Annotated in this window: 19 protein-coding genes; 10 read left to right on the top strand and 9 right to left on the bottom strand. The window is 42.1% G+C overall.

What is annotated here, in order from left to right; translation table 11 throughout:
• The first annotated feature begins 64 nt into the window (after nt 1-64).
• From R7P74_RS00260 to R7P74_RS00245, 4 genes are read left to right on the top strand one after another with little or no spacing between them, the layout of a single operon-like run.
• Nucleotides 65-1690 (top strand): methyl-accepting chemotaxis protein, encoded by a 1626-nt coding sequence (locus R7P74_RS00260; RefSeq protein WP_225472929.1) that lies wholly within the window; start codon nt 65-67, stop codon nt 1688-1690.
• Complete coding sequence (locus R7P74_RS00255) at nt 1690-2049, top strand: DUF5455 family protein (RefSeq protein WP_024701224.1); 360 nt, start codon at nt 1690-1692, stop codon at nt 2047-2049. Before R7P74_RS00260 ends, R7P74_RS00255 begins: the two co-directional genes overlap by 1 nt.
• Complete coding sequence (locus tag R7P74_RS00250) at nt 2049-3122, top strand: zonular occludens toxin domain-containing protein (protein WP_258452529.1); 1074 nt, start codon at nt 2049-2051, stop codon at nt 3120-3122. The genes R7P74_RS00255 and R7P74_RS00250 overlap by 1 nt, the downstream gene beginning before the upstream one ends.
• Before the next feature lie 17 nt (nt 3123-3139).
• A complete protein-coding gene (locus R7P74_RS00245) occupies nt 3140-4492 on the top strand; it encodes a secretin N-terminal domain-containing protein (RefSeq protein ID WP_213916199.1) in 1353 nt (450 codons plus the stop codon).
• Nucleotides 4493-4531: 39 nt separating this feature from the next.
• Here the strand turns inward: R7P74_RS00245 and R7P74_RS00240 are convergent, their stop codons facing one another.
• A complete protein-coding gene (locus tag R7P74_RS00240) occupies nt 4532-5158 on the bottom strand; it encodes a DUF2726 domain-containing protein (RefSeq protein ID WP_318122472.1) in 627 nt (208 codons plus the stop codon).
• 151 nt (nt 5159-5309) lie between these two features.
• Between R7P74_RS00240 and R7P74_RS00235 the strand changes: the two genes are divergently transcribed.
• From R7P74_RS00235 to R7P74_RS00225, 4 genes are all read left to right on the top strand, one after another.
• The gene (locus R7P74_RS00235; RefSeq protein ID WP_318122470.1) at nt 5310-5678 is read left to right on the top strand and encodes a hypothetical protein; all 369 of its coding nucleotides are present in this window, start codon (nt 5310-5312) and stop codon (nt 5676-5678) included.
• 95 nt (nt 5679-5773) lie between these two features.
• Nucleotides 5774-6790 carry an SMEK domain-containing protein gene (locus R7P74_RS00230; RefSeq protein ID WP_025501652.1) on the top strand — a complete coding sequence of 339 codons (1017 nt, stop codon included), beginning with the start codon at nt 5774-5776 and terminating at the stop codon, nt 6788-6790.
• Entirely contained in the window at nt 6777-7007 is a 231-nt protein-coding gene (locus R7P74_RS29890; protein ID WP_025501651.1) for an ABC-three component system middle component 6, read from the top strand. The genes R7P74_RS00230 and R7P74_RS29890 overlap by 14 nt, the downstream gene beginning before the upstream one ends.
• The gene (locus tag R7P74_RS00225) at nt 6982-8685 is read left to right on the top strand and encodes a DUF2326 domain-containing protein (RefSeq protein WP_025501650.1); all 1704 of its coding nucleotides are present in this window, start codon (nt 6982-6984) and stop codon (nt 8683-8685) included. The genes R7P74_RS29890 and R7P74_RS00225 overlap by 26 nt, the downstream gene beginning before the upstream one ends.
• A gap of 25 nt (nt 8686-8710) precedes the next feature.
• On the opposite strand, the gene R7P74_RS00220 is transcribed toward R7P74_RS00225, so the two are convergent.
• From R7P74_RS00220 to matP, 4 genes are all read right to left on the bottom strand, one after another.
• Nucleotides 8711-9076, bottom strand: a complete 366-nt coding sequence (locus R7P74_RS00220) for a phage protein (protein WP_025501649.1) — start codon at nt 9074-9076, stop codon at nt 8711-8713.
• 522 nt (nt 9077-9598) lie between these two features.
• Nucleotides 9599-9922: a hypothetical protein gene (locus R7P74_RS00215; protein WP_225472941.1), complete on the bottom strand. Its 324-nt coding sequence runs from the start codon at nt 9920-9922 to the stop codon at nt 9599-9601.
• A gap of 114 nt (nt 9923-10036) precedes the next feature.
• A complete protein-coding gene (locus R7P74_RS00210) occupies nt 10037-10348 on the bottom strand; it encodes a DUF3634 family protein (protein ID WP_005377468.1) in 312 nt (103 codons plus the stop codon).
• Between the two features lie 15 nt (nt 10349-10363).
• Nucleotides 10364-10813: a macrodomain Ter protein MatP gene (matP, locus tag R7P74_RS00205; protein ID WP_005396497.1), complete on the bottom strand. Its 450-nt coding sequence runs from the start codon at nt 10811-10813 to the stop codon at nt 10364-10366.
• 210 nt (nt 10814-11023) lie between these two features.
• On the opposite strand from matP, the gene R7P74_RS00200 reads away from it, so the two are divergent.
• Entirely contained in the window at nt 11024-12664 is a 1641-nt protein-coding gene (locus R7P74_RS00200; RefSeq protein ID WP_005377458.1) for an AAA family ATPase, read from the top strand.
• A gap of 70 nt (nt 12665-12734) precedes the next feature.
• Nucleotides 12735-13253, top strand: coding sequence for a bifunctional 3-hydroxydecanoyl-ACP dehydratase/trans-2-decenoyl-ACP isomerase (fabA, locus tag R7P74_RS00195; protein WP_005390081.1), 519 nt, complete (start codon nt 12735-12737; stop codon nt 13251-13253).
• Nucleotides 13254-13393: 140 nt separating this feature from the next.
• Here fabA and rmf read toward each other — a convergent pair whose 3' ends face one another.
• The 4 genes from rmf to R7P74_RS00175 all read right to left on the bottom strand — a co-directional run bounded on the left by rmf (nt 13394) and on the right by R7P74_RS00175 (nt 17629).
• Entirely contained in the window at nt 13394-13567 is a 174-nt protein-coding gene (gene rmf / locus R7P74_RS00190) for a ribosome modulation factor (protein ID WP_005377453.1), read from the bottom strand.
• 181 nt (nt 13568-13748) lie between these two features.
• On the bottom strand, nt 13749-15482 hold the full coding sequence (locus R7P74_RS00185) for a DUF3466 family protein (RefSeq protein WP_213896466.1): 1734 nt from the start codon (nt 15480-15482) through the stop codon (nt 13749-13751).
• A 7-nt stretch (nt 15483-15489) separates the two neighbouring features.
• The gene (locus tag R7P74_RS00180; RefSeq protein WP_213893859.1) at nt 15490-17409 is read right to left on the bottom strand and encodes an ABC transporter ATP-binding protein; all 1920 of its coding nucleotides are present in this window, start codon (nt 17407-17409) and stop codon (nt 15490-15492) included.
• A complete protein-coding gene (locus R7P74_RS00175; protein WP_017821808.1) occupies nt 17387-17629 on the bottom strand; it encodes a glutaredoxin family protein in 243 nt (80 codons plus the stop codon). Before R7P74_RS00175 ends, R7P74_RS00180 begins: the two co-directional genes overlap by 23 nt.
• Between the last annotated feature and the right edge of the window lie 16 nt (nt 17630-17645).

The following is a 17645-nucleotide window of genomic DNA, read 5'->3' as shown; positions in this document are numbered from 1 at the left end:
TTTATACACCCATTGGTCAACGCCTCCGAATGGGGGCGTTATTTTTCACGAGGAATATTTACAAATGAACATTAAACAAAGCATAGCGTCACTGATTATTTTACTGGGTGTTTTGTTTAGTGCTTTTAATGTAAGCGCCGCTCAACCTACTTACAGCGCTAGCGATGTTGCCGCTTATCCTAACTGTAACTTGTCCTTGGGTAAAAGGGTTAACCCTTACTCGTATGTTTCTTGTTATGAAAATAAGTTTGTTAACTACAAAGACTTCTATACGACATCATGCTCTATAGAGAGTAGTAAATTCGCTTTGATGATTATTTGTAACACAACCAGTCCCAGTTACCCGAGATATCACGCTGCAACGTTTCTTCATCGTACCGCTAAGTGTCCAGCAGATCATGAAAGAGTAGAAGATGGTGACGGTTACACCTGTGAGCCTATCGTTCCTGCATGTGAGTTTGGTGAAAACCCTGACGGCACTTGTATGGATGCCTGTCAGTTCAAGCTATCCATTGATGACAAACAATCACTTCACTGGTCGGCTTATGTTTATGGTGAGCAAGTGACGGGGGCATGTTATGGCGATTTTGGCGCAACCCGTTGTGAGCTTGAGCGTATTCCAAATGACACTACGCTTTGTACCGATGTCGACTCCGGTGAGTTCACTCAAAACACGCGATGTCACGGTAAGTTTCAATTCACTGGTAATCAGTGTGATGGTGGTACGCTGTTTTGGGGTAAAGATGGTCCTGACACCCCTATTATTCCCGATGATCCAATTCACGACCCTGACGACCCAACGGGCGACATCGAAGACCCTAGCGTATTGCCTGACGGCTCAACCAATACGGTTAACCCACCCGATACTGACGCGGAGCCAGAAGTCGAAGACCCTGACACGGATGAATCAACCGATAAAGGCGTTGTCAGTGCGATCAAAGGGCTTAATTCGGATGTGAACAAAGCACTCAACGCGCTAAATGTCGACCTCAATCAATCGAGCGCTGATATTCAAAACCAAATCATTGCGCTTAATGCGTCGATGGTGACTAACACCCAAGCGATTCAAAAGCAGCAAATCAACGACAACAAGATTTACGAAAACACTAAGGCGCTGATTCAGCAAGCTAACGGTGACATCACGACGGCGGTCAATCGAAACACCAATTCTGTCGGTGAGGTGGTTAAGGGACTCGATGATCTGCAAACCACTAACGCTGATGGATTTGCGGAGTTATCGGACAAGCTCGACGACCTCAAGCCTTGTGAGCCTACCGAGGAAAACAACTATTGTGAAAACCCTCATGGTTTAGGTTCGGATTATGTCGGTGATGTACTGACTCAAGCGGATAAAGCCGTGTCCGGTGCGATGAATTCCTATGAAAAGACCGTGACCGATGCGGCAAACGATTTGATTGAGAAGAATCTGACGGCGGAGTCTGAGGGGCATATTAATGCTATATCGGATTCGTTTTTGAGTGTGTTACCTAAGCCTACACCCTGCATGAATCTATCCTTGCCTACGCTTGGCGGTGGTCGCGCTTCTATCTCTTGTGAGTTTTCGCAGAAACTCAAAATGATCATCTCAATTCTGATTTACATCTACACGATTAAGACGCTTGTTGAAATCCTGCTGACTGAGGTCACGCCTGTACCAAGTAACAAGCCAGGTTCGGGGAGATATTACTAATGATTCAGTTATTACCAATTGTCAGTACCATTGGGACGGCGCTGCGCCTCCCTGCTCTGGTTGCCTTTATCTCTCAGATAGCGACCACGTTATTTGGTTGGTTCTTCATTGCGAAAGCACGAAACGTCACGATTAACTTGGTCATTTTAACGCTGCTAATCGGTTTAACCGTCACCCTCACCTTGGCGATTTACACCCTTGCAACGGGTCTGTCTTATGTTGCGCCTCCAATGTGGTCACAAGCAGCGGGTATGTTCATCCCTAATAACGCTGTGCCTTGTGTGAGTGCGATTTACTCGGCGCGTCTGTTGCGTTGGGTGTGGGAGTGGAAGTTCTACGCGATTGTGAGGGCGGCGTAATGGCATCGGTCTACTTTGTCACGGGTAAGCTCGGCTCAGGTAAAACACTAACGGCAGTCGGTAAGATTCGTGAGGCGTTTATGCGTGGTGTGCCTGTGGCGACAAACCTCGATATCAACTTGAAAGAAATGCTTGGACGCGATAAGCGCAACACTCGCCTTTATCGCTTACCGGACAAGCCTCAAGTGGAAGATTTAATGGTGATTGGTTCGGCAAACAAAAGCTATGACACTAAAAAAGACGGCTTGATTGTGCTCGATGAGTGCGGAACGTGGTTTAACTCGCGCACATGGAACGACAAGAATCGACAAAAGTTAATTGATCACCTTTTGCATATTCGAAAGCTTGGATGGGATGTCATTTTCATCGTTCAAGACATTTCGATTGTTGATAAACAAGCGCGTCTCGCACTGGCTGAGCATACCGTGTTTTGTCGTCGTTTAGACCGTCTTCAAGTCCCTATCATCTCGACGGCGGTATCCGTTCTGACGCTCGGTCAACTCAAGTTGAAAATGCCTAAGCTGCACGTTGGCATTGTGAAGTATGGTGACAACGCTAACTCGCTCACCGTCGATAAATGGATGCTCTGGGGTACGGACTTATACAGTTCTTACGACACTAAGCAGATGTTTAGGAACAACTATGAGGACGGCGTTTTTTCAGTATTGCCGCCCTACTATACCCACGGACGTTACACTGTCCCGTATACGTTGAGAAATATCATGCGCATTACGAAAATCTATCTCCGCAAATACTCTCGATTCAGTGTGTTTGCGGCAGGTGTCGCCGTCTCGTTTGCGGTGTTCACCTTAGTTGGCACGCCGAACATGTCGACGGAACCCGAAACGGCTCAAGCCGCGGTGCCTCGCGAGTCATTGAGTGACTTGCTCGACGGCTATCGAATCGAATCTTCAATGAATCCCCCAAACGTTGCCCCGTCTTTTGTGTTGGTTAAGGACGATGTGCGTCTTTCGTCGTCGCAACTATACGCCAAAGGCTTTACGGCTCAATCTAACGGCTCTTGCTCCATTACGGTTAGCGGCAACGGTCAATCATTCAAAGTCATGTGCTAGAGAATAAGGTGCGCTTTATGTCATGGATAATCGCAAAACTCACAGCTTTTCTTTCAAAAAAACAAAAAGAATCTTATTGCGCCGGAGGCCCACTGCTCACGCGCTCATTACTCATCATGCGCTGTGGTAAAGTTGAGAAACAAACAACGGCTTGTTCCAACTTTTCCACATCCAGCATTACCGCCTTTCTGCTCGCGTGCATCCTGATTGGCTCGCCTGCTTTTGCCGCAAGCTCTGCGCCTTTTGAGGCAAAGAACACACCGATTGGAGACTTTGCATCGTGGTTCTCCGTTCACACTGGAAACACAGTTGTGCTTGGTCATGGTGTCACTGGTGAGGTCAGCTTTACCGCACCGGATTTGAAAGATGAGGACTATCCAGCCTTTTTCCTTTCGGTGCTTCGCGCGCACGGTTACGAGCTTACGCATGACCACGGCGTTTTTACCATCATTGCTGACGCTAACAAAGTGGAGACGTTCGAACCCTCACAAGTGAAGTTGTACTTCTTTGAGAATGTTCGAAATACCAAGGTCGTTGATTTGATTTCCTCGATGCTTGCTGCAACTCAGAATCAAACACTGAACAACAAAGCGATTAAGAATTACAAGGTTGAGGTGCTACCGACCACAAACAGCATTATCGTGACTGGTTCTGAGAACCAATTGAAGCACATTGATGTACTCATCAAAGGGATTGATAGACCACAAAAGCAAGTCTTTATAGAAGCGGTAATTACCGAAACTGAGCTCGGTGATTCTCAGGAAGTCGGCGTAAATATGGACTTAGCACTGAGTGAGGCTGGCTTTGTTTCGCAGCCTACCGCAATTAAGAAAGCCGTTGATAACCTGCTGTTCTATGAAGGCGGTGATTTCAATGCGCTTATTAAAGCCGTGTCTAAGAATCAAAATACCAAGCTCTTATCACGACCAAACATGTTCATTATGGACAGGGAGCGCGGTTACATCACGGTTGGTCAGAACGTGCCGTTCCTCACTTCGTCTGAGGTAACTGACGGCGGTAATCGAGTCCAGCAAATTGAACGTAAGGATGTGGGTGTATCACTTGAGGTAGTACCGCATGTGATTGGTGATCATGTTGTGTTGCAGATAATGCAAAAATCCGATTCGGTAACGGATTCCTCTATCGCATCCGATATCATCACCAATACGCGAACACTGCAAACAGTGGTCAAGGTCAAAGACCGCCAAACGATCTCTTTAGGTGGCTTGATTTCTCAAGAGCAGCGAGACTCGGTAAGCGGTGTGCCTGTCTTGATGGATGTGCCTTTGCTTGGTGCTCTATTCCGGTCAGAAAAGACCAATACGGTAGATAAAGAACTTAAAGTAACGATAAGAACCACGATACTTTGAGTTAAAAGAAAAGCCGAACAATGGATGTTCGGCTCTGCTTTAGCTGTACTGTAATACGCTTTCCAATTCTCTACACTTTATTATCGTGTCACGTTCTAATACGGTTGCGATATGTGTTTTGTCATAAGAGCTTCTAGCTTCAAACCGAAGCAACGGATGGTGTCCGTTAAGTGCATTGTTTACGTATATATCTCGTTCTTGTCTCTTCTTCTGTCTATGAGATGAGTCATCTAGCTCGATGACCGCAAAGACTTTTGTGTCTCTATCCGTTATTACATAGTCCATTCTTTTAGCCCAAGTTCGAGAGTTATCTTTAAAATTGGTCGGTTGAACCAATGCCATCAATGAAACTTGACTATGAATCACGTATTCGTCAGGTATAAGCTCCTGCAACACTTTATAGAATCGGCGCTCTGTCTTGGTGGCTAAGAATGTACTTTTCTTGTGAGGTACAGAATTAGTCTTATTGCCAGTGTTCGTCAGAGGTACTTCGACTATCTTTGGGGGCTTTTCTACAGCTTTTGGTTCAAAAGAATGTATGCTGTTCGGTCTTCTAACCGATGCACCTTGTTCCCATTCATTAAGCCTACGTTTAGGCTTCTTACCCCTCTTTGTGAATAGATAAACAAAACAACCTATTGATAATACGATAATAAGTTCAAACACTTTTTAGTCCATTCCTGACGTTGACGATGAAGTGCGCATAGTAGCATATGCTCAGTTTCTAGAAGTGAGAACGCTGTATCGAAAATGCTATATTTTCTTAATCTGGGGATTATTGCTAATACATGTATATACACACAGTATTGGTAATTTTATGCTGATTAGATACGTAAAGAGCCACGTTGGCCACCTATTAGACTCTGATGGTTTAGACATTTACGGGAAGAGCACCGAAGTCCCCGCTTTACTTCGTGATGGTGAACATAAGTACAGTAAATTTCGAGGTATGATTAACGCTTTTGAGTGTGGTTCTTTCCAGCGCGTTAAGTTGGTTGGTTTCACTGAGTACAGCTTCGATGATGGTAAGAACTGGATAAAGATACCAAAGAATCACTATCTGATTGGTATCAAAAAATGGGGCGAGTTTTATGTTGTTCTTTTCAATGGTAAGCCAAGAAAATTCGCTTACACACCTAAAGAGCTTGAGTGTTTCTACAATAATGTGTATCAAATCAAAAGTTAGCTCGATAGGCCTGATTTTTAAGCAAATTACTTTACGTTTTGTGTGACAAGGTTTTTATCTTCGCTATAATCTCTGTAAAAAAAAAGAGCATTAGAATGGCACAAAATCGTAAACGTTCAGTTGATAACATATCTCACTACCTTTCTGTTTTAAAAGCAGATCTAGAGCAGCATCAAATTTTAAATGATCTTAGCCTAAATATTTCTGCTGAGAACTTTTTTCGAGATGTTCTGCGCTTTGTTCGAAAATGGCCAGATCTTGAAAACTTAAACTTCTTTGAACCGTGTGCAAAGTCTGTAGACCTAATCAGTGAAAGCCAAAAGTCAATCATACAAGTTACCAGTACTACAACGTCTACAAAGCTTCTATCATCATTAGAGGCATTAAAAGATAGTAAGTATGAAGGTTATACAATTGAAATACTTTATCTTATTGAAATACCTAGCTTTTCCAAAACAACTAAAACACTAGTTCAGGATGAGTTTAGGGTAAACTGTGATGAAGCTATACTGGGTCGTGAACAGATTTTAAAGGAAATTGAAAACCTTGATGAGAATGAAATTGCAGAATTAGAGTACAACTATTTTTCTGACAAAACCATGCGTTACACTGACAACATGGTTCTTCAGATAGCTTGCAAAAATCTTGTCCAGAAAATGCCATATACTAACATTTACACTAAAAAACGTTATAAACTCGACAGTACGCCTTGCAAAATTTCTACAAACAAATTGGACGAGTGCATTGTTCAGTATTCAGAGCAAGCTGTGGACTATACGTGGATCGTTTTAGGTTTAGATGAGAAAGACCTAAGAAAGCTCCATGAATTTGTAGTTAAAGAAGTGTATGTTACTGCCGTACTAGAGAAACTACACAGAAGTGGATTTCGTGCTTCGGACATAACAGATCGTTCATTCCAAGGTTTAAATCGCTTATGTGCCGAAAGTGATTTAAATATGAGTGACGTCATTCAAACTGTGCATGCTAAGATTAGAGAACACCTAATAGTTAAAGATTTCAATGGTATATTTATTCCATGGGTAATTCTTTTCTCATTCTTTGAAATTTGTGATATCGGCTACCTAGAGGAGGATAAACATGCTAATGCCTAGCAAAATTGTTACTCCATCCGACTCAATTATTTTTATTTCTAAATTTGTCTTAGAGAAAGTCGCTGTTCGCTCGATGTCGTTTGACTCTCTTTATGAGAGCGTCTCTAAGTCGTACCCCAAAGAGTTACCGATGGAAAAGTTTCTATTGAGCATTAATTTTTTGTTTGTTATTGGAAAGCTTGAGGAAGCCGATGAAATTATTAAAGCTACGTTCTGATAATGAACTATTTAAAACTGTAAATTTCGAGCCTGGCCTAACGATAATTGCAGGACTACAAAAGTCAAAGGATAAGAACAAGTCATATAATGGCGTAGGTAAGAGTTCAACCTTAAACCTGATTCATTGGATGCTTGGGGCAAGACTAAACAACAAAACTGAACGCGAAAAGAAAGTTAACAAGTTTCTAAAAGCCTATGGTAATTTCTATTTAGAAATTCGTCATGATGGGGCTGATTACGTAATTACTAAGAACTTTGCACATAATGATTTTTATGTAAATGATCAAAAATACTCTAATAAAGACTACAACCGGTTTTTGACAGAGCTCTTTGTTAAAGATTTTCCAAGCTCAATTAGCTTTAGGAATATTTTAAACTGTTTCGCTAGACGCTATGGTGATAAGTATTACTCTGAAGCTCATGGTCAACAAGGTAGACCTGATTCAGACTATCAACAGCGCTTGGTTAATCTCGCCCTTTTAGGTCTCGATACTTCAATTGTTGAGAGAAAACAGAAGACCAAACAGGCAATTGAAAAACTTAAGAAGTCTCAGAGTGCTATCAGTGAAGTTGTATCTCAAGATGATATCCATGTATTGAAAGACTTAAAAGATCAGTTGGCATCTCTAACTAGTCTAAGAAAAGAGTTAGAAATAGCTCCTGCCTATGATAACGAAAAGAAAGCAGCAGATGAGCTCACTTATCATATTAATGAACTACGAGATAGTTTGTATGAATCTCGCAGCAAGCTTAAGAGAAAACACAATCTATTGAGCCAAATTGGAGATATCGAAATTGATGTCTCTCAATTGAAAACGGTTTACGAAGAAGCTCTGATATTTTTTAATGAGCAAGTAGTAGTTGAACTAGAAGAAGCATGCCAATTCCACAAAAAGCTCATTAGCAACCGTACAAATAGGCTTACAAAGGAAATTGGTTTACTCACGGAAGAAATTCGTTCTTTAAAAGATTCTCTCGAACCGCTAGAGGTTAAACGAGATTTAATTCTAAAGAATATGAGTGCCGACGGAGCATTTGATGAGTACGAATCTGTTTCGCAACAGATTCTGATTAAAGCTGGAGAAATTAGTCAGATTGAATCTAATCTTCAACTTGCTAAAAAAATTGAATCGGAGCTCAGTGCTGAAAAACTCAAAAATGCCGAGATTCACAACGAAGCTCTTGGTTATCTAAATTCAATCTCTCAGTATTTAGAGCAACTTGACGATGACTTCAGAAGAATAGTTAAGAATTTTTACAACAACAATACTGGCTCAGTTATCGTTCAGTTATCTAAGGATGCTCAGTACTTATATGATTTAGATATTCACGTACCCAAAGACTCCTCTCAGGGGGTTAATGAGGTTAGAATTTTCTGTTATGACATGCTTTTGTACGAACGCAACAGAGAACTTTTAGGCTTTGTCGCTCACGATGGATGTATTTTTTCTGAACTAGACCCAAGACAGAAAGCTCAGATGTTTAAGGTTGCCTTAGAGTACGTGAATGATACGGGCATGCAGTACTTTGTGAATATCGGTCAGTCATCGCTAGACGAAATATTGAAAAGTGAAGTGCTTAACAATTCTGAAAAAGAGCAAATAACAAATGCGATAGCTCTTAATTTACTTGATGAATCTCCTGAAACATGGCTCTTCGGTTCTCAATTTGGATAATTAGAGGCTCCTTTCGGAGCCTTTTTTACATCATTTCTTTAAGTGCTCTTGCATACTTCAATACCTGACCTGCGGCCTCCAAGTCAGTCAATGCACCAATCTCTAACAAAGCAATCCCTGTCAAAACTTGCTGTGCCGTAACCAGCTGCCCAGTCGGCAATTCCAACCTGTCATAATGCATTTTAAAGTGCTCCCATTGCTCTGAAGGGCTAAGTTCCCTTCCCTTTGTCATTCTCATAAGTCGTTTACACTCAGGCGGAATGGTTTTCCCCTTATCCCATTCTTTGACCGTTCTCACAGTTTTCAAACAAAGTTCAGCAGCTTGTTCGACGGATAAACCACATTCAAATTCACGAAAAATATAGTTTTTAGTCATTTCGTGATACTTCATTGAATAGTCCCTCAAAAGAGAGACATTTTATAGGACTAGCATATGCAATCGCATTCAACATAAGCAGATATAATGCGCACCAAGGAGGGTGTAAACTCAAAGCAATAATGTCCGGTTTTAGCTACTTTAAAATGTCCTCCTAAGATTAACAACATTGTTTGCTTTTGAGGCTTTAACCGAGGTTCCTGTGGACTTGCAATCGCTAGTTTGGTTTGTGGTTATGCTTACGAAGCAAATCAAATCTCTTATTGAAAATTGATGCGCGCTTAGCCCTCGACTTACTGGCGTGTTCTTCCGTAAGTACCTGAATCAATCTATGTATGGTGATGATGGCCAACTCACTGAATTTGCCATTCAATGGCATCACGATTACTAACTTAAGCACTACCAAACAAAAAAGCCTTTCATACTCGCCTCGTACAACAGCAAAAATCAGCTAAACGCTCTAATCGCTCCGCAACGAAATCTGCCAAAAATCACGAGCTCAGTTCACTCGCTCTTAATCAAGGCGTTCTGAAACATTTATAAGCCTGTGGTTATATGGAGGCGAATGTACTTTTCGGGGTATTTGTAACGATAGCGTTTTCCTTTCTTCAAGTTGGACTTAACGTACCTACACACTTTTTGGTCACCACTGCTGGTTACTCTTTTTATTACTACGTTTTTACTTTTGTGCTCCATTTCTATCATGACGTCACAATAACCTTGATAGCCATCAAACTTATTGTCTACTTTCTTTTGAAGCTTAGTCTTAATCTTTTTAGCCAACAGGTTCGTTTCTGAATCGTCAGCAAAAACTGAATTACTTGCAAAGATCAATATCATTAAAGTTACAACGTATCTCATCGTTTTGGTCCGTTTATGTTGTTGATTGTTCAATGATAAGTAATTTTTCTGTAGATACGAAAATGGGACGCCACATTGCGTCCCATTTAACATGATGAAGTAACTGATATGTAATTAAGCGCGCTTCTTGCCTTTGTTTGCTTTGAAGCCCTGGTGCGGAAAAACGTTACGAATCCTCTGTTGAACTTTTTTGGGAATGCCTTTGGAAAAGCTTAAGCGCATTCCTGTTCGTTGGCTATACACCTTCATTTCACCAGTAAACGGGTTATGCTCACTAATATCCTGTAAGTTGTGTTTGAAAGAAGGAGGTAGATGCCCTTTTACGTTACTAATATGGCCATTATCGAACTTTACTTTTAACACCGGCCTATCGACTGCGATCAACCAAAAGATCACGATGGCTGCAATTAAGATTACATATAACATTTGGCACTCCCTATCCTAGCTAGATAGCAATTTACTCAAATCCTCTTTAATTGAGGTAACTTTTTGACTCGCTTTTTCACTTCTCGACGCTTCGGAAAGCAAATATTCAATTGCGTCAGATAACGTACAACCAAGTTCATTCGCTCTACTAGAAAGCTTTTCCCAAACTCGGTAATCTAAATCAATGGATTTCTTCTTTGTATGGACTTGCTCTGCATTGAAGTGACGTTTCCGTTTCGCTCGGATAGCCTGCTTGAGTTTATTATCTAACTCTTCTGACATGTGGTTTTCTATCCAAGCTAAGACAAGTGTAGGCTCGTGTTCAAGGCGTTTTAGTTCTGCGACCGCTGCATCTGCTTCGCTCGTATCAATATGTCGGGTAATCGCTTCACCATCTTTCCATTTTTTGATGAGATACTTCCATTTCCACCCACATTCTAGATTCTCAAGCTGCTGATATTTCATTTGTTCCGACCCATAAACATAACCTAGTGACAGCGTAACCCAGATGGTTTACTTGGGCAAATAAAACTCTTAGAAGTATCGATGTTGATCACTCATTTGTCTAAGTATTGTTCATTGAGAGATGAATGCCGAGAGCAAACCAAATTGGTGCTAGGGTGTTATAGTCCGTTTCGTTATAATGTCGGCAAGATTGAATTACGATGAATTTTAATGAACCAACTTAATTGGCAAGACGTAACACCTTCACTTGAGCAGTACGAAGCACTTTTAAAGTCTGCACCTTCGTTACCAAAGAAGTCTTTTACTGATCTCCAACCGAGAATGTCGGCAACGATATCTCGTTTTTCAAAAATTTCCGGATTGACGCGAGTACTACTCATTAACTGCGTAGATAATTCTGTATATAGAGAGTTCATCAGTAAAGCTCTTCAGAGCCAGTCTAACGCTGCGATAGTTTTTTCGGAATCACTTGATGCCAAACGTTTATTTGACCGTTACAGTGTTGATGTAAGTGGTGATATTGCCTTCCAACCTGGTTTAATTTCACAGGCAGATAACGGTTACTTAATTGTACCGGCTAATCTAATTTTGGCTAACCCAGGGCTTTGGCCAAATATAAAGTCTGCAATTCAACAAAACCTTATCGAGCCACTGAACCTAAGCCCTACTCGTTTACCTACTTCAGTACCGCAAGCTAAAGCTTATGATGTAAAACTGATTGTAACAGGAGAAAGAAGTCAGTTAGCAGAGCTAGAATACATCGATGAAGACTTCTGTTCTGGCTTTGCCATGTATACGGAAGTTGAAGAAGATATTCATCTGTCAGAGCAGAATTTGACAGATTACTTTGGTTTAGTGAACTGGATATGTTCTCAATATCAGCTGCCTCACTTAACTGAATGTGGTTTTAGAAGATTGTTGCTGGCCGGTATGAGATTTACTGAAGATCAACATTATCTGCCTTTAGGAGTAATGTGGCACTCTCAACTTCTAACGCTTGCTAGCCAGTTCAGTGATGGCCACGCATTAGATTACAAGTCGTTAGATAAAGCGATTGACGATAAGTATTACCGAGAATCTTACCTTCCTCAGCGTGCCGTGTACGATATTTTAGATGGACAAGTCATCATTGAGACAACTGGGGAACAAGTTGGTCAAATCAATGGCCTAACCGTTATTGATATGGCTGGGCACCCTGTCAGCTATGGTGAGCCTGCGCGAATATCTTGTGTAATTCATTTTGGTGATGGCGATGTTTCCGATGTTGAGCGCAAAGCTGAGCTTGGAGGCAATCTACATGCAAAAGGCATGATGATTATGCAAGCTTTCTTGAGCTCTGCTCTGAAACTGGATGAACCACTGCCTTACTCAGCCTCCATCGTATTTGAACAGTCTTATAGTGAAGTTGATGGTGACAGCGCATCTCTTGCAGAACTTTGTTGCTTGGTAAGTGCTTTATCTGAATCTCCAATTAATCAACAAGTTGCGGTTACAGGGGCTGTTGATCAGTTTGGTCGAGTGCAAGCCGTTGGTGGCTTGAACGAAAAAATTGAAGGTTTTTATCAGGTTTGTAAACATCAAGGTTTTACAGGAAATCAAGGTGTTGTGATGCCAAAATCAAACCTTAAACACCTTGCATTACATAAAGATGTAATAGAAAGCATTAAAAATGGTGAGTTCCATATTTGGTCCGTTTCTACCGTAGATGAAGCTATTCCGATTGTAATGAATAAACCTTTTAGAGGTGAAGACGATAGCATTATTGGCAAAATAGCGGAACGTATTGAAAACTTTGAAAGACATGAGCATCCAGAAGGAATTGTGCAGCGCATCAAAAACTGGTTTGTCTAGTACTGATCGGAGTTGTTTAGCGTACACGTGTTCACTAAGATGCAGCTATCAAAAATTGGAGTAATTGATAATGCAAAACAAACGTGATTCTTATAACCGTGACGATCTACTTGCTTCTAGCCAAGGCGAACTGTTTGGGCCTGGTTACCCTCAGCTTCCTGCGCCAAACATGCTAATGATGGATCGTGTTACTAAAATGTCTGAGACTGAAGGCGATTTTGGTAAAGGTTTGATCTTGGCGGAATTGGATATTACTCCAGATTTGTGGTTCTTTGACTGCCACTTCCCTGGCGACCCTGTAATGCCGGGTTGTCTTGGCCTTGATGCGATGTGGCAACTTGTTGGTTTCTTCCTTGGCTGGGTTGGTGGCAAAGGAAAAGGTCGTGCTCTGGGTGTTGGCGAAGTGAAGTTTACAGGTCAGATCCTGCCAACAGCGAAAAAAGTGACGTACGAAATCCACATGAAACGCGTTGTAAACCGTAAGCTTGTGATGGGTTTGGCTGACGGTCGTGTATGTGTGGACGGCAAAGAAATCTACGTAGCAAAAGATTTGAAAGTTGGCTTGTTCCAAGACACTTCAAGCTTCTAATCACGATTTTAATCGATTTATTAAGGCTCCTATTTAGGAGCCTTTTTGTTATCGAGTGTTAACCTACTTCCCTATGTCCCTGTAATGTAGAAAAGGCTCCGTAGAGCCCTTTCGAATCCTTCTTTTTGTATGTGGAGAGTTTATTTGTAGAGACCAGATTGTCTTTCATCTCTGGCATCACGCCAACCACCTAACCAATACGACCGAGCATCAACTTGTTGATATGGGCAAGCCTCTTGAGACCTTCCATTCAATCCAGCTTTGTAGCCTTGAGATTGAGCTCGTTCTAGGCGATCACGCTTTTGTCTCTTCATAGTTAATTCCTCATACAGGTCCATTTACTAACGTACAGCTGTTATTGTGAAACTTTGATGGAGTTTTTATGACTCCACTTATAAGAATCGATCAAAGTAGGCAATTTCTCAAGGCATAAAAAAAGCAGAGACTCAAATGTGTGAGCCTCTGCTTGATTTAAAAATTACTGACGATTTTTAACTATTTTCTACGGAACCCAAACAATCCAAGCATGGTCAAAGCTAACCAACCAAGGCCTGCACCTTGACGCTCTGTCGTCGTTGAGTCAATGCTTCGAGATACGATGTCGTCCTTAGTTGCGTCAGCAATAGGTACTAGTTTGACTGCTACAATTTGCTCTTCAGAGCTACATGTCGCATTGTTTGCTGTTGTACTATAACCACCTGCACATTTCATAGCAGTACCAGAGATCACACCTGCATCATTGATATCAGTTGCGTCGATAATACGGAACTGATTGTTTTGTTCAGAGTAATCACCGCCGTTAGTCAAACTGTCTAGGAACCAAGCTTCTCCATTGAATAATGTTGCAGCACGTTCACTAGTCTCGCCACCTACGCTATATGGATAGATAAAACCGCGCTTACGACGTGGCTTGCCATCGTCTTCACGAGTCGTTTCCGCATCAAGTTGCCCGACGATTTCATTGTAAGAGTTGATACCGCCCATCTTACCGCCCGCACCGCTAAAGAAAATGCCAGTAGTTGGGTAAAAAGCGCTAATAGAATCCTTACGAACATCATCTACGATAAAGAGACGATTCGGAGCAGAGCCCGTTGGCATTAAGTATCCGCCCGAACGTTTTGCTTCACCAATAGCAACAAAATTAGAGTTAACGTCGGTTAATCGTGAGTTTGTATGAACCGTATCATCACCCTCGCGCTGTCTAGCTCCTACAACAACTTTGTTTTTCCAAGTTGCGTTTTCAACGCTACCTTCGGCTTCTAGAGTTCCGACAAAAACAGTCGCATTCAGGTAGTTATCATCACTGTAAGTGTTGTAACCTACGCCATAGACCGTAGTTCCATCAGTGACAAGGTCACGCATGCTCCCTTGAGCTAACCTTTCTCCATCTTTAGATGTGCCACTTGGCCAAGCCAATTCACTGACGGTTCCGCTTTGATCCCAAATCGCTGCTTTTGATGTGTGGTGAGATCCATTGGTATTGCTTGCTGTTCGAGAAACACTGCCAACAGTAAAATTGCCGTCTGTGCTCCAAGCATGGCTTTGCACAACACTTGCGTCACCATCGCCAGTAAGAATATTTGGCTCTACTGGTGCAACTACGGTATTTCGTGTTTCTAATGTAGAAGTATTTTCTGTGCTAACTTTACTCTGATTACCGACAGCTGCACCACCCTCGGTAAGCTGGTTGATAACATTGTTATATTCATTTTTATAAGCAGCAGAATCTTCTTCTATGAACGCTAACGCATTAGAAGTAAAGTCTTTACTACGTTCTTTATTCCACGGCGTCCAGTTTACTGAAGCCCATGAGTCACAGGTGGAATAGCGAAGCTGGTTGTAACAGTAACGCTCAAAGTCTTTGAGTTCTTGGATGTAATAAAAGCCAGCGTCTAATCCGAATGGGATTTCTTCACGATAGCTGTTCCCATCCACGGCTTGTGTCGCTGAAATCGGCGTAGTGCGAGTTTCCATTGCAAGTTTAAACTGCTCTGGCGTGCAGTTTGCTGCTGCATCAAAGCAGCCTAAAGCGAAAGGTGAACCTGTTGAAGGATCTGTACCTGCATCGCCCTGTTGAATTGCAACCCCGTAAGCCGTTTGGTAGTCACCGTTTGAACCATGATCCTGAGGTGAAACCTCAACAACTTGATACAATGCCGCCTGTGCGTTCATTGTGGTACCAACCATCATTGCAATGGCGGTCAATTTGAATTTATTACTACAATTCATTGAATTCTTAACTATCCTGTTGCATTGCTTCGAGTTCTTCCCATCTCTCGAATGCGATTTCCAACTCCTGCTCTAGTGCAGCAAGCTGTTCCAATACCGGCTGAGTTTGCTCTACAGGTTTAGCAAAGAACTCTGGATCGTTCACTTGCTCCTGAAGGCTCTCGATATCCGACTCTAATTGTTCAAGTTTAGCTGGTAGAGCCTCTAATTCTCTTTGCAGCTTATACGATAACTTCTTCGAATTGTTCTTAGGTTGCGTAGTTTTGGGAGTTTCCTCAACCACTTTCTCTTTCTTCGTTGGTTTTTCAACCTGACTGCGCGAAGCAAGAACTTGGTCACGCTGCTGTTTAGCATCATGATAACCACCAACGAACTCTTCGATTATACCGTTACCCTCAAAAATCCAGCTGGTTGTTACTGTGTTGTCTACGAACTCACGGTCGTGACTCACTAACAATAATGTACCCTGATAATTGGCAAGCATTTCTTCTAAAAGTTCCAACGTTTCGATATCCAAATCGTTAGTTGGTTCATCAAGAATAAGTAAGTTGTTTGGTTTCAACAAGATACGGGCTAGCAATAATCGGTTTTTCTCACCACCGGAAAGTGCCTTAACCGGGGTTCTGGCGCGCTTAGGTGCAAATAAGAAGTCTTGGAGATAACTCAGCGCATGACGCTGACGTCCCCCAACCATTACTTCTTGTTTCCCATCCGCTAAGTTATCGATCACTGTCTTTTCTGGATCCAAAATCTCTCGGTACTGATCAAAGTACGCGACTTCTAATTTTGTTCCGCAGTGTAAACGACCAGACTGCGCTTCCAATTGCCCTAGTAGCAATTTAAGTACCGTACTCTTACCGCAGCCATTTGGTCCGATAAGTGCAATACGGTCACCACGCATGATGTTAAAGCTAAAGTCGTCGACAATTGTCTTGCCTTCGTAAGCAAAAGATACATTTTCTGCTTCAAATACAATCTTACCTGAACGAGAAGCATCATCGATGTTTAGGTTAACTTTACCTTGAACTTCACGACGGTCACGACGCTCTTCACGAAGTTTTTTAAGGGCTCGAACACGGCCTTCATTACGAGTACGACGTGCTTTAATACCTTGACGAATCCACACTTCTTCCTGAGCTAGTTTCTTATCGAACTCAGCATTTTGCATTTCTTCGACGCGAAGCATTTCTTCTTTGTCATTCAAATACTGTTCGTAATTACCAGGGAAAGAAGCTAATTGACCGCGATCTAAGTCGACGATGCGTGTCGCCATCGACTTGATGAATGCACGGTCGTGAGAAATAAAGATGATCGAGCCTTTGAAGTCTTTTAAGAAGTTCTCTAACCATTCGATCGTTGTCACATCGAGATGGTTTGTTGGTTCATCAAGAAGCAATACATCAGGATCACAAACCAGCGCACGAGCTAAAGCAGCTTTACGTTGCCAGCCACCGGATAGATCGGCCAGTTTGGTTTCTGGGCTTAGTTTTAAAGCGCCAAGTACGTTCTTAACACGGTCATCAAAGCGCCAAGCATTAGAATGATCAAGTTGCTCTTGAACTTTCGCCAAACGGTTAATGTTCTTCTCACTTGGGTCTTGAGCAACAAGATCGAGAAGATCGTGATAGATCTTCAATTGTTCGCCGATTTCAGCCAAACCGCCAGATACGTATTCGTAAACCGTACCCTCTTGATTGCGCGGTGGATCTTGTTCAAGCCGAGAAACTACTACGTCTTGAGTTATTTGAATCTTGCCATCATCCAACAAAATGTCGCCGGCAAGCACTTTCATTAACGTGGACTTACCTGCTCCGTTACGACCAACTAAACAAACGCGTTCGTTTTCTTGAAGAGCGAACTCCGCTTTGTCTAGCAATGGGTGGTCACCAAATGCAAGTTGTGCGTTATGAATGGTAAGTAATGCCATTATTATCCAACCAATGTGTGAGTTGTTCTAAGTCAAACGGCCAGTTCAACTCAGAATCTTGATATTTTAATACGGGTATTGTGACGCCGTAACGAGAAAATAGTACATCATCGAACGCAATATCAATGATATCTGTTTGCTCGGCCAAACCGACTTGGTCTACTAGAGCAAATGCCATCTCACAAAGATGGCATCCCTCCGTGCTATACAATATCAGCACGTATTAATCCTTTTGT

The sequence above is a fragment of the Vibrio sp. 2033 genome (assembly GCF_033339735.1).
Note: the sequence above shows the minus strand (reverse complement) of the source record. Positions and strands in the feature narration are given on the sequence as shown.

Excerpts from the sequence above, each read along its gene's own strand:
- R7P74_RS00260 (WP_225472929.1), top strand. The coding sequence starts at position 65 with ATGAACATTAAACAAAGCATAGCGTCACTGATTATTTTACTGGGTGTT.
- R7P74_RS00255 (WP_024701224.1), top strand. The coding sequence starts at position 1,690 with ATGATTCAGTTATTACCAATTGTCAGTACCATTGGGACGGCGCTGCGC.
- R7P74_RS00250 (WP_258452529.1), top strand. The coding sequence starts at position 2,049 with ATGGCATCGGTCTACTTTGTCACGGGTAAGCTCGGCTCAGGTAAAACA.
- R7P74_RS00245 (WP_213916199.1), top strand. The coding sequence starts at position 3,140 with ATGTCATGGATAATCGCAAAACTCACAGCTTTTCTTTCAAAAAAACAA.
- R7P74_RS00235 (WP_318122470.1), top strand. The coding sequence starts at position 5,310 with ATGCTGATTAGATACGTAAAGAGCCACGTTGGCCACCTATTAGACTCT.
- R7P74_RS00230 (WP_025501652.1), top strand. The coding sequence starts at position 5,774 with ATGGCACAAAATCGTAAACGTTCAGTTGATAACATATCTCACTACCTT.
- R7P74_RS29890 (WP_025501651.1), top strand. The coding sequence starts at position 6,777 with ATGCTAATGCCTAGCAAAATTGTTACTCCATCCGACTCAATTATTTTT.
- R7P74_RS00225 (WP_025501650.1), top strand. The coding sequence starts at position 6,982 with ATGAAATTATTAAAGCTACGTTCTGATAATGAACTATTTAAAACTGTA.
- R7P74_RS00220 (WP_025501649.1), bottom strand. The coding sequence starts at position 9,076 with ATGAAGTATCACGAAATGACTAAAAACTATATTTTTCGTGAATTTGAA.
- R7P74_RS00215 (WP_225472941.1), bottom strand. The coding sequence starts at position 9,922 with ATGAGATACGTTGTAACTTTAATGATATTGATCTTTGCAAGTAATTCA.
- R7P74_RS00210 (WP_005377468.1), bottom strand. The coding sequence starts at position 10,348 with ATGTTATATGTAATCTTAATTGCAGCCATCGTGATCTTTTGGTTGATC.
- matP (WP_005396497.1), bottom strand. The coding sequence starts at position 10,813 with ATGAAATATCAGCAGCTTGAGAATCTAGAATGTGGGTGGAAATGGAAG.
- R7P74_RS00200 (WP_005377458.1), top strand. The coding sequence starts at position 11,024 with ATGAACCAACTTAATTGGCAAGACGTAACACCTTCACTTGAGCAGTAC.
- fabA (WP_005390081.1), top strand. The coding sequence starts at position 12,735 with ATGCAAAACAAACGTGATTCTTATAACCGTGACGATCTACTTGCTTCT.
- rmf (WP_005377453.1), bottom strand. The coding sequence starts at position 13,567 with ATGAAGAGACAAAAGCGTGATCGCCTAGAACGAGCTCAATCTCAAGGC.
- R7P74_RS00185 (WP_213896466.1), bottom strand. The coding sequence starts at position 15,482 with ATGAATTGTAGTAATAAATTCAAATTGACCGCCATTGCAATGATGGTT.
- R7P74_RS00180 (WP_213893859.1), bottom strand. The coding sequence starts at position 17,409 with ATGGCATTACTTACCATTCATAACGCACAACTTGCATTTGGTGACCAC.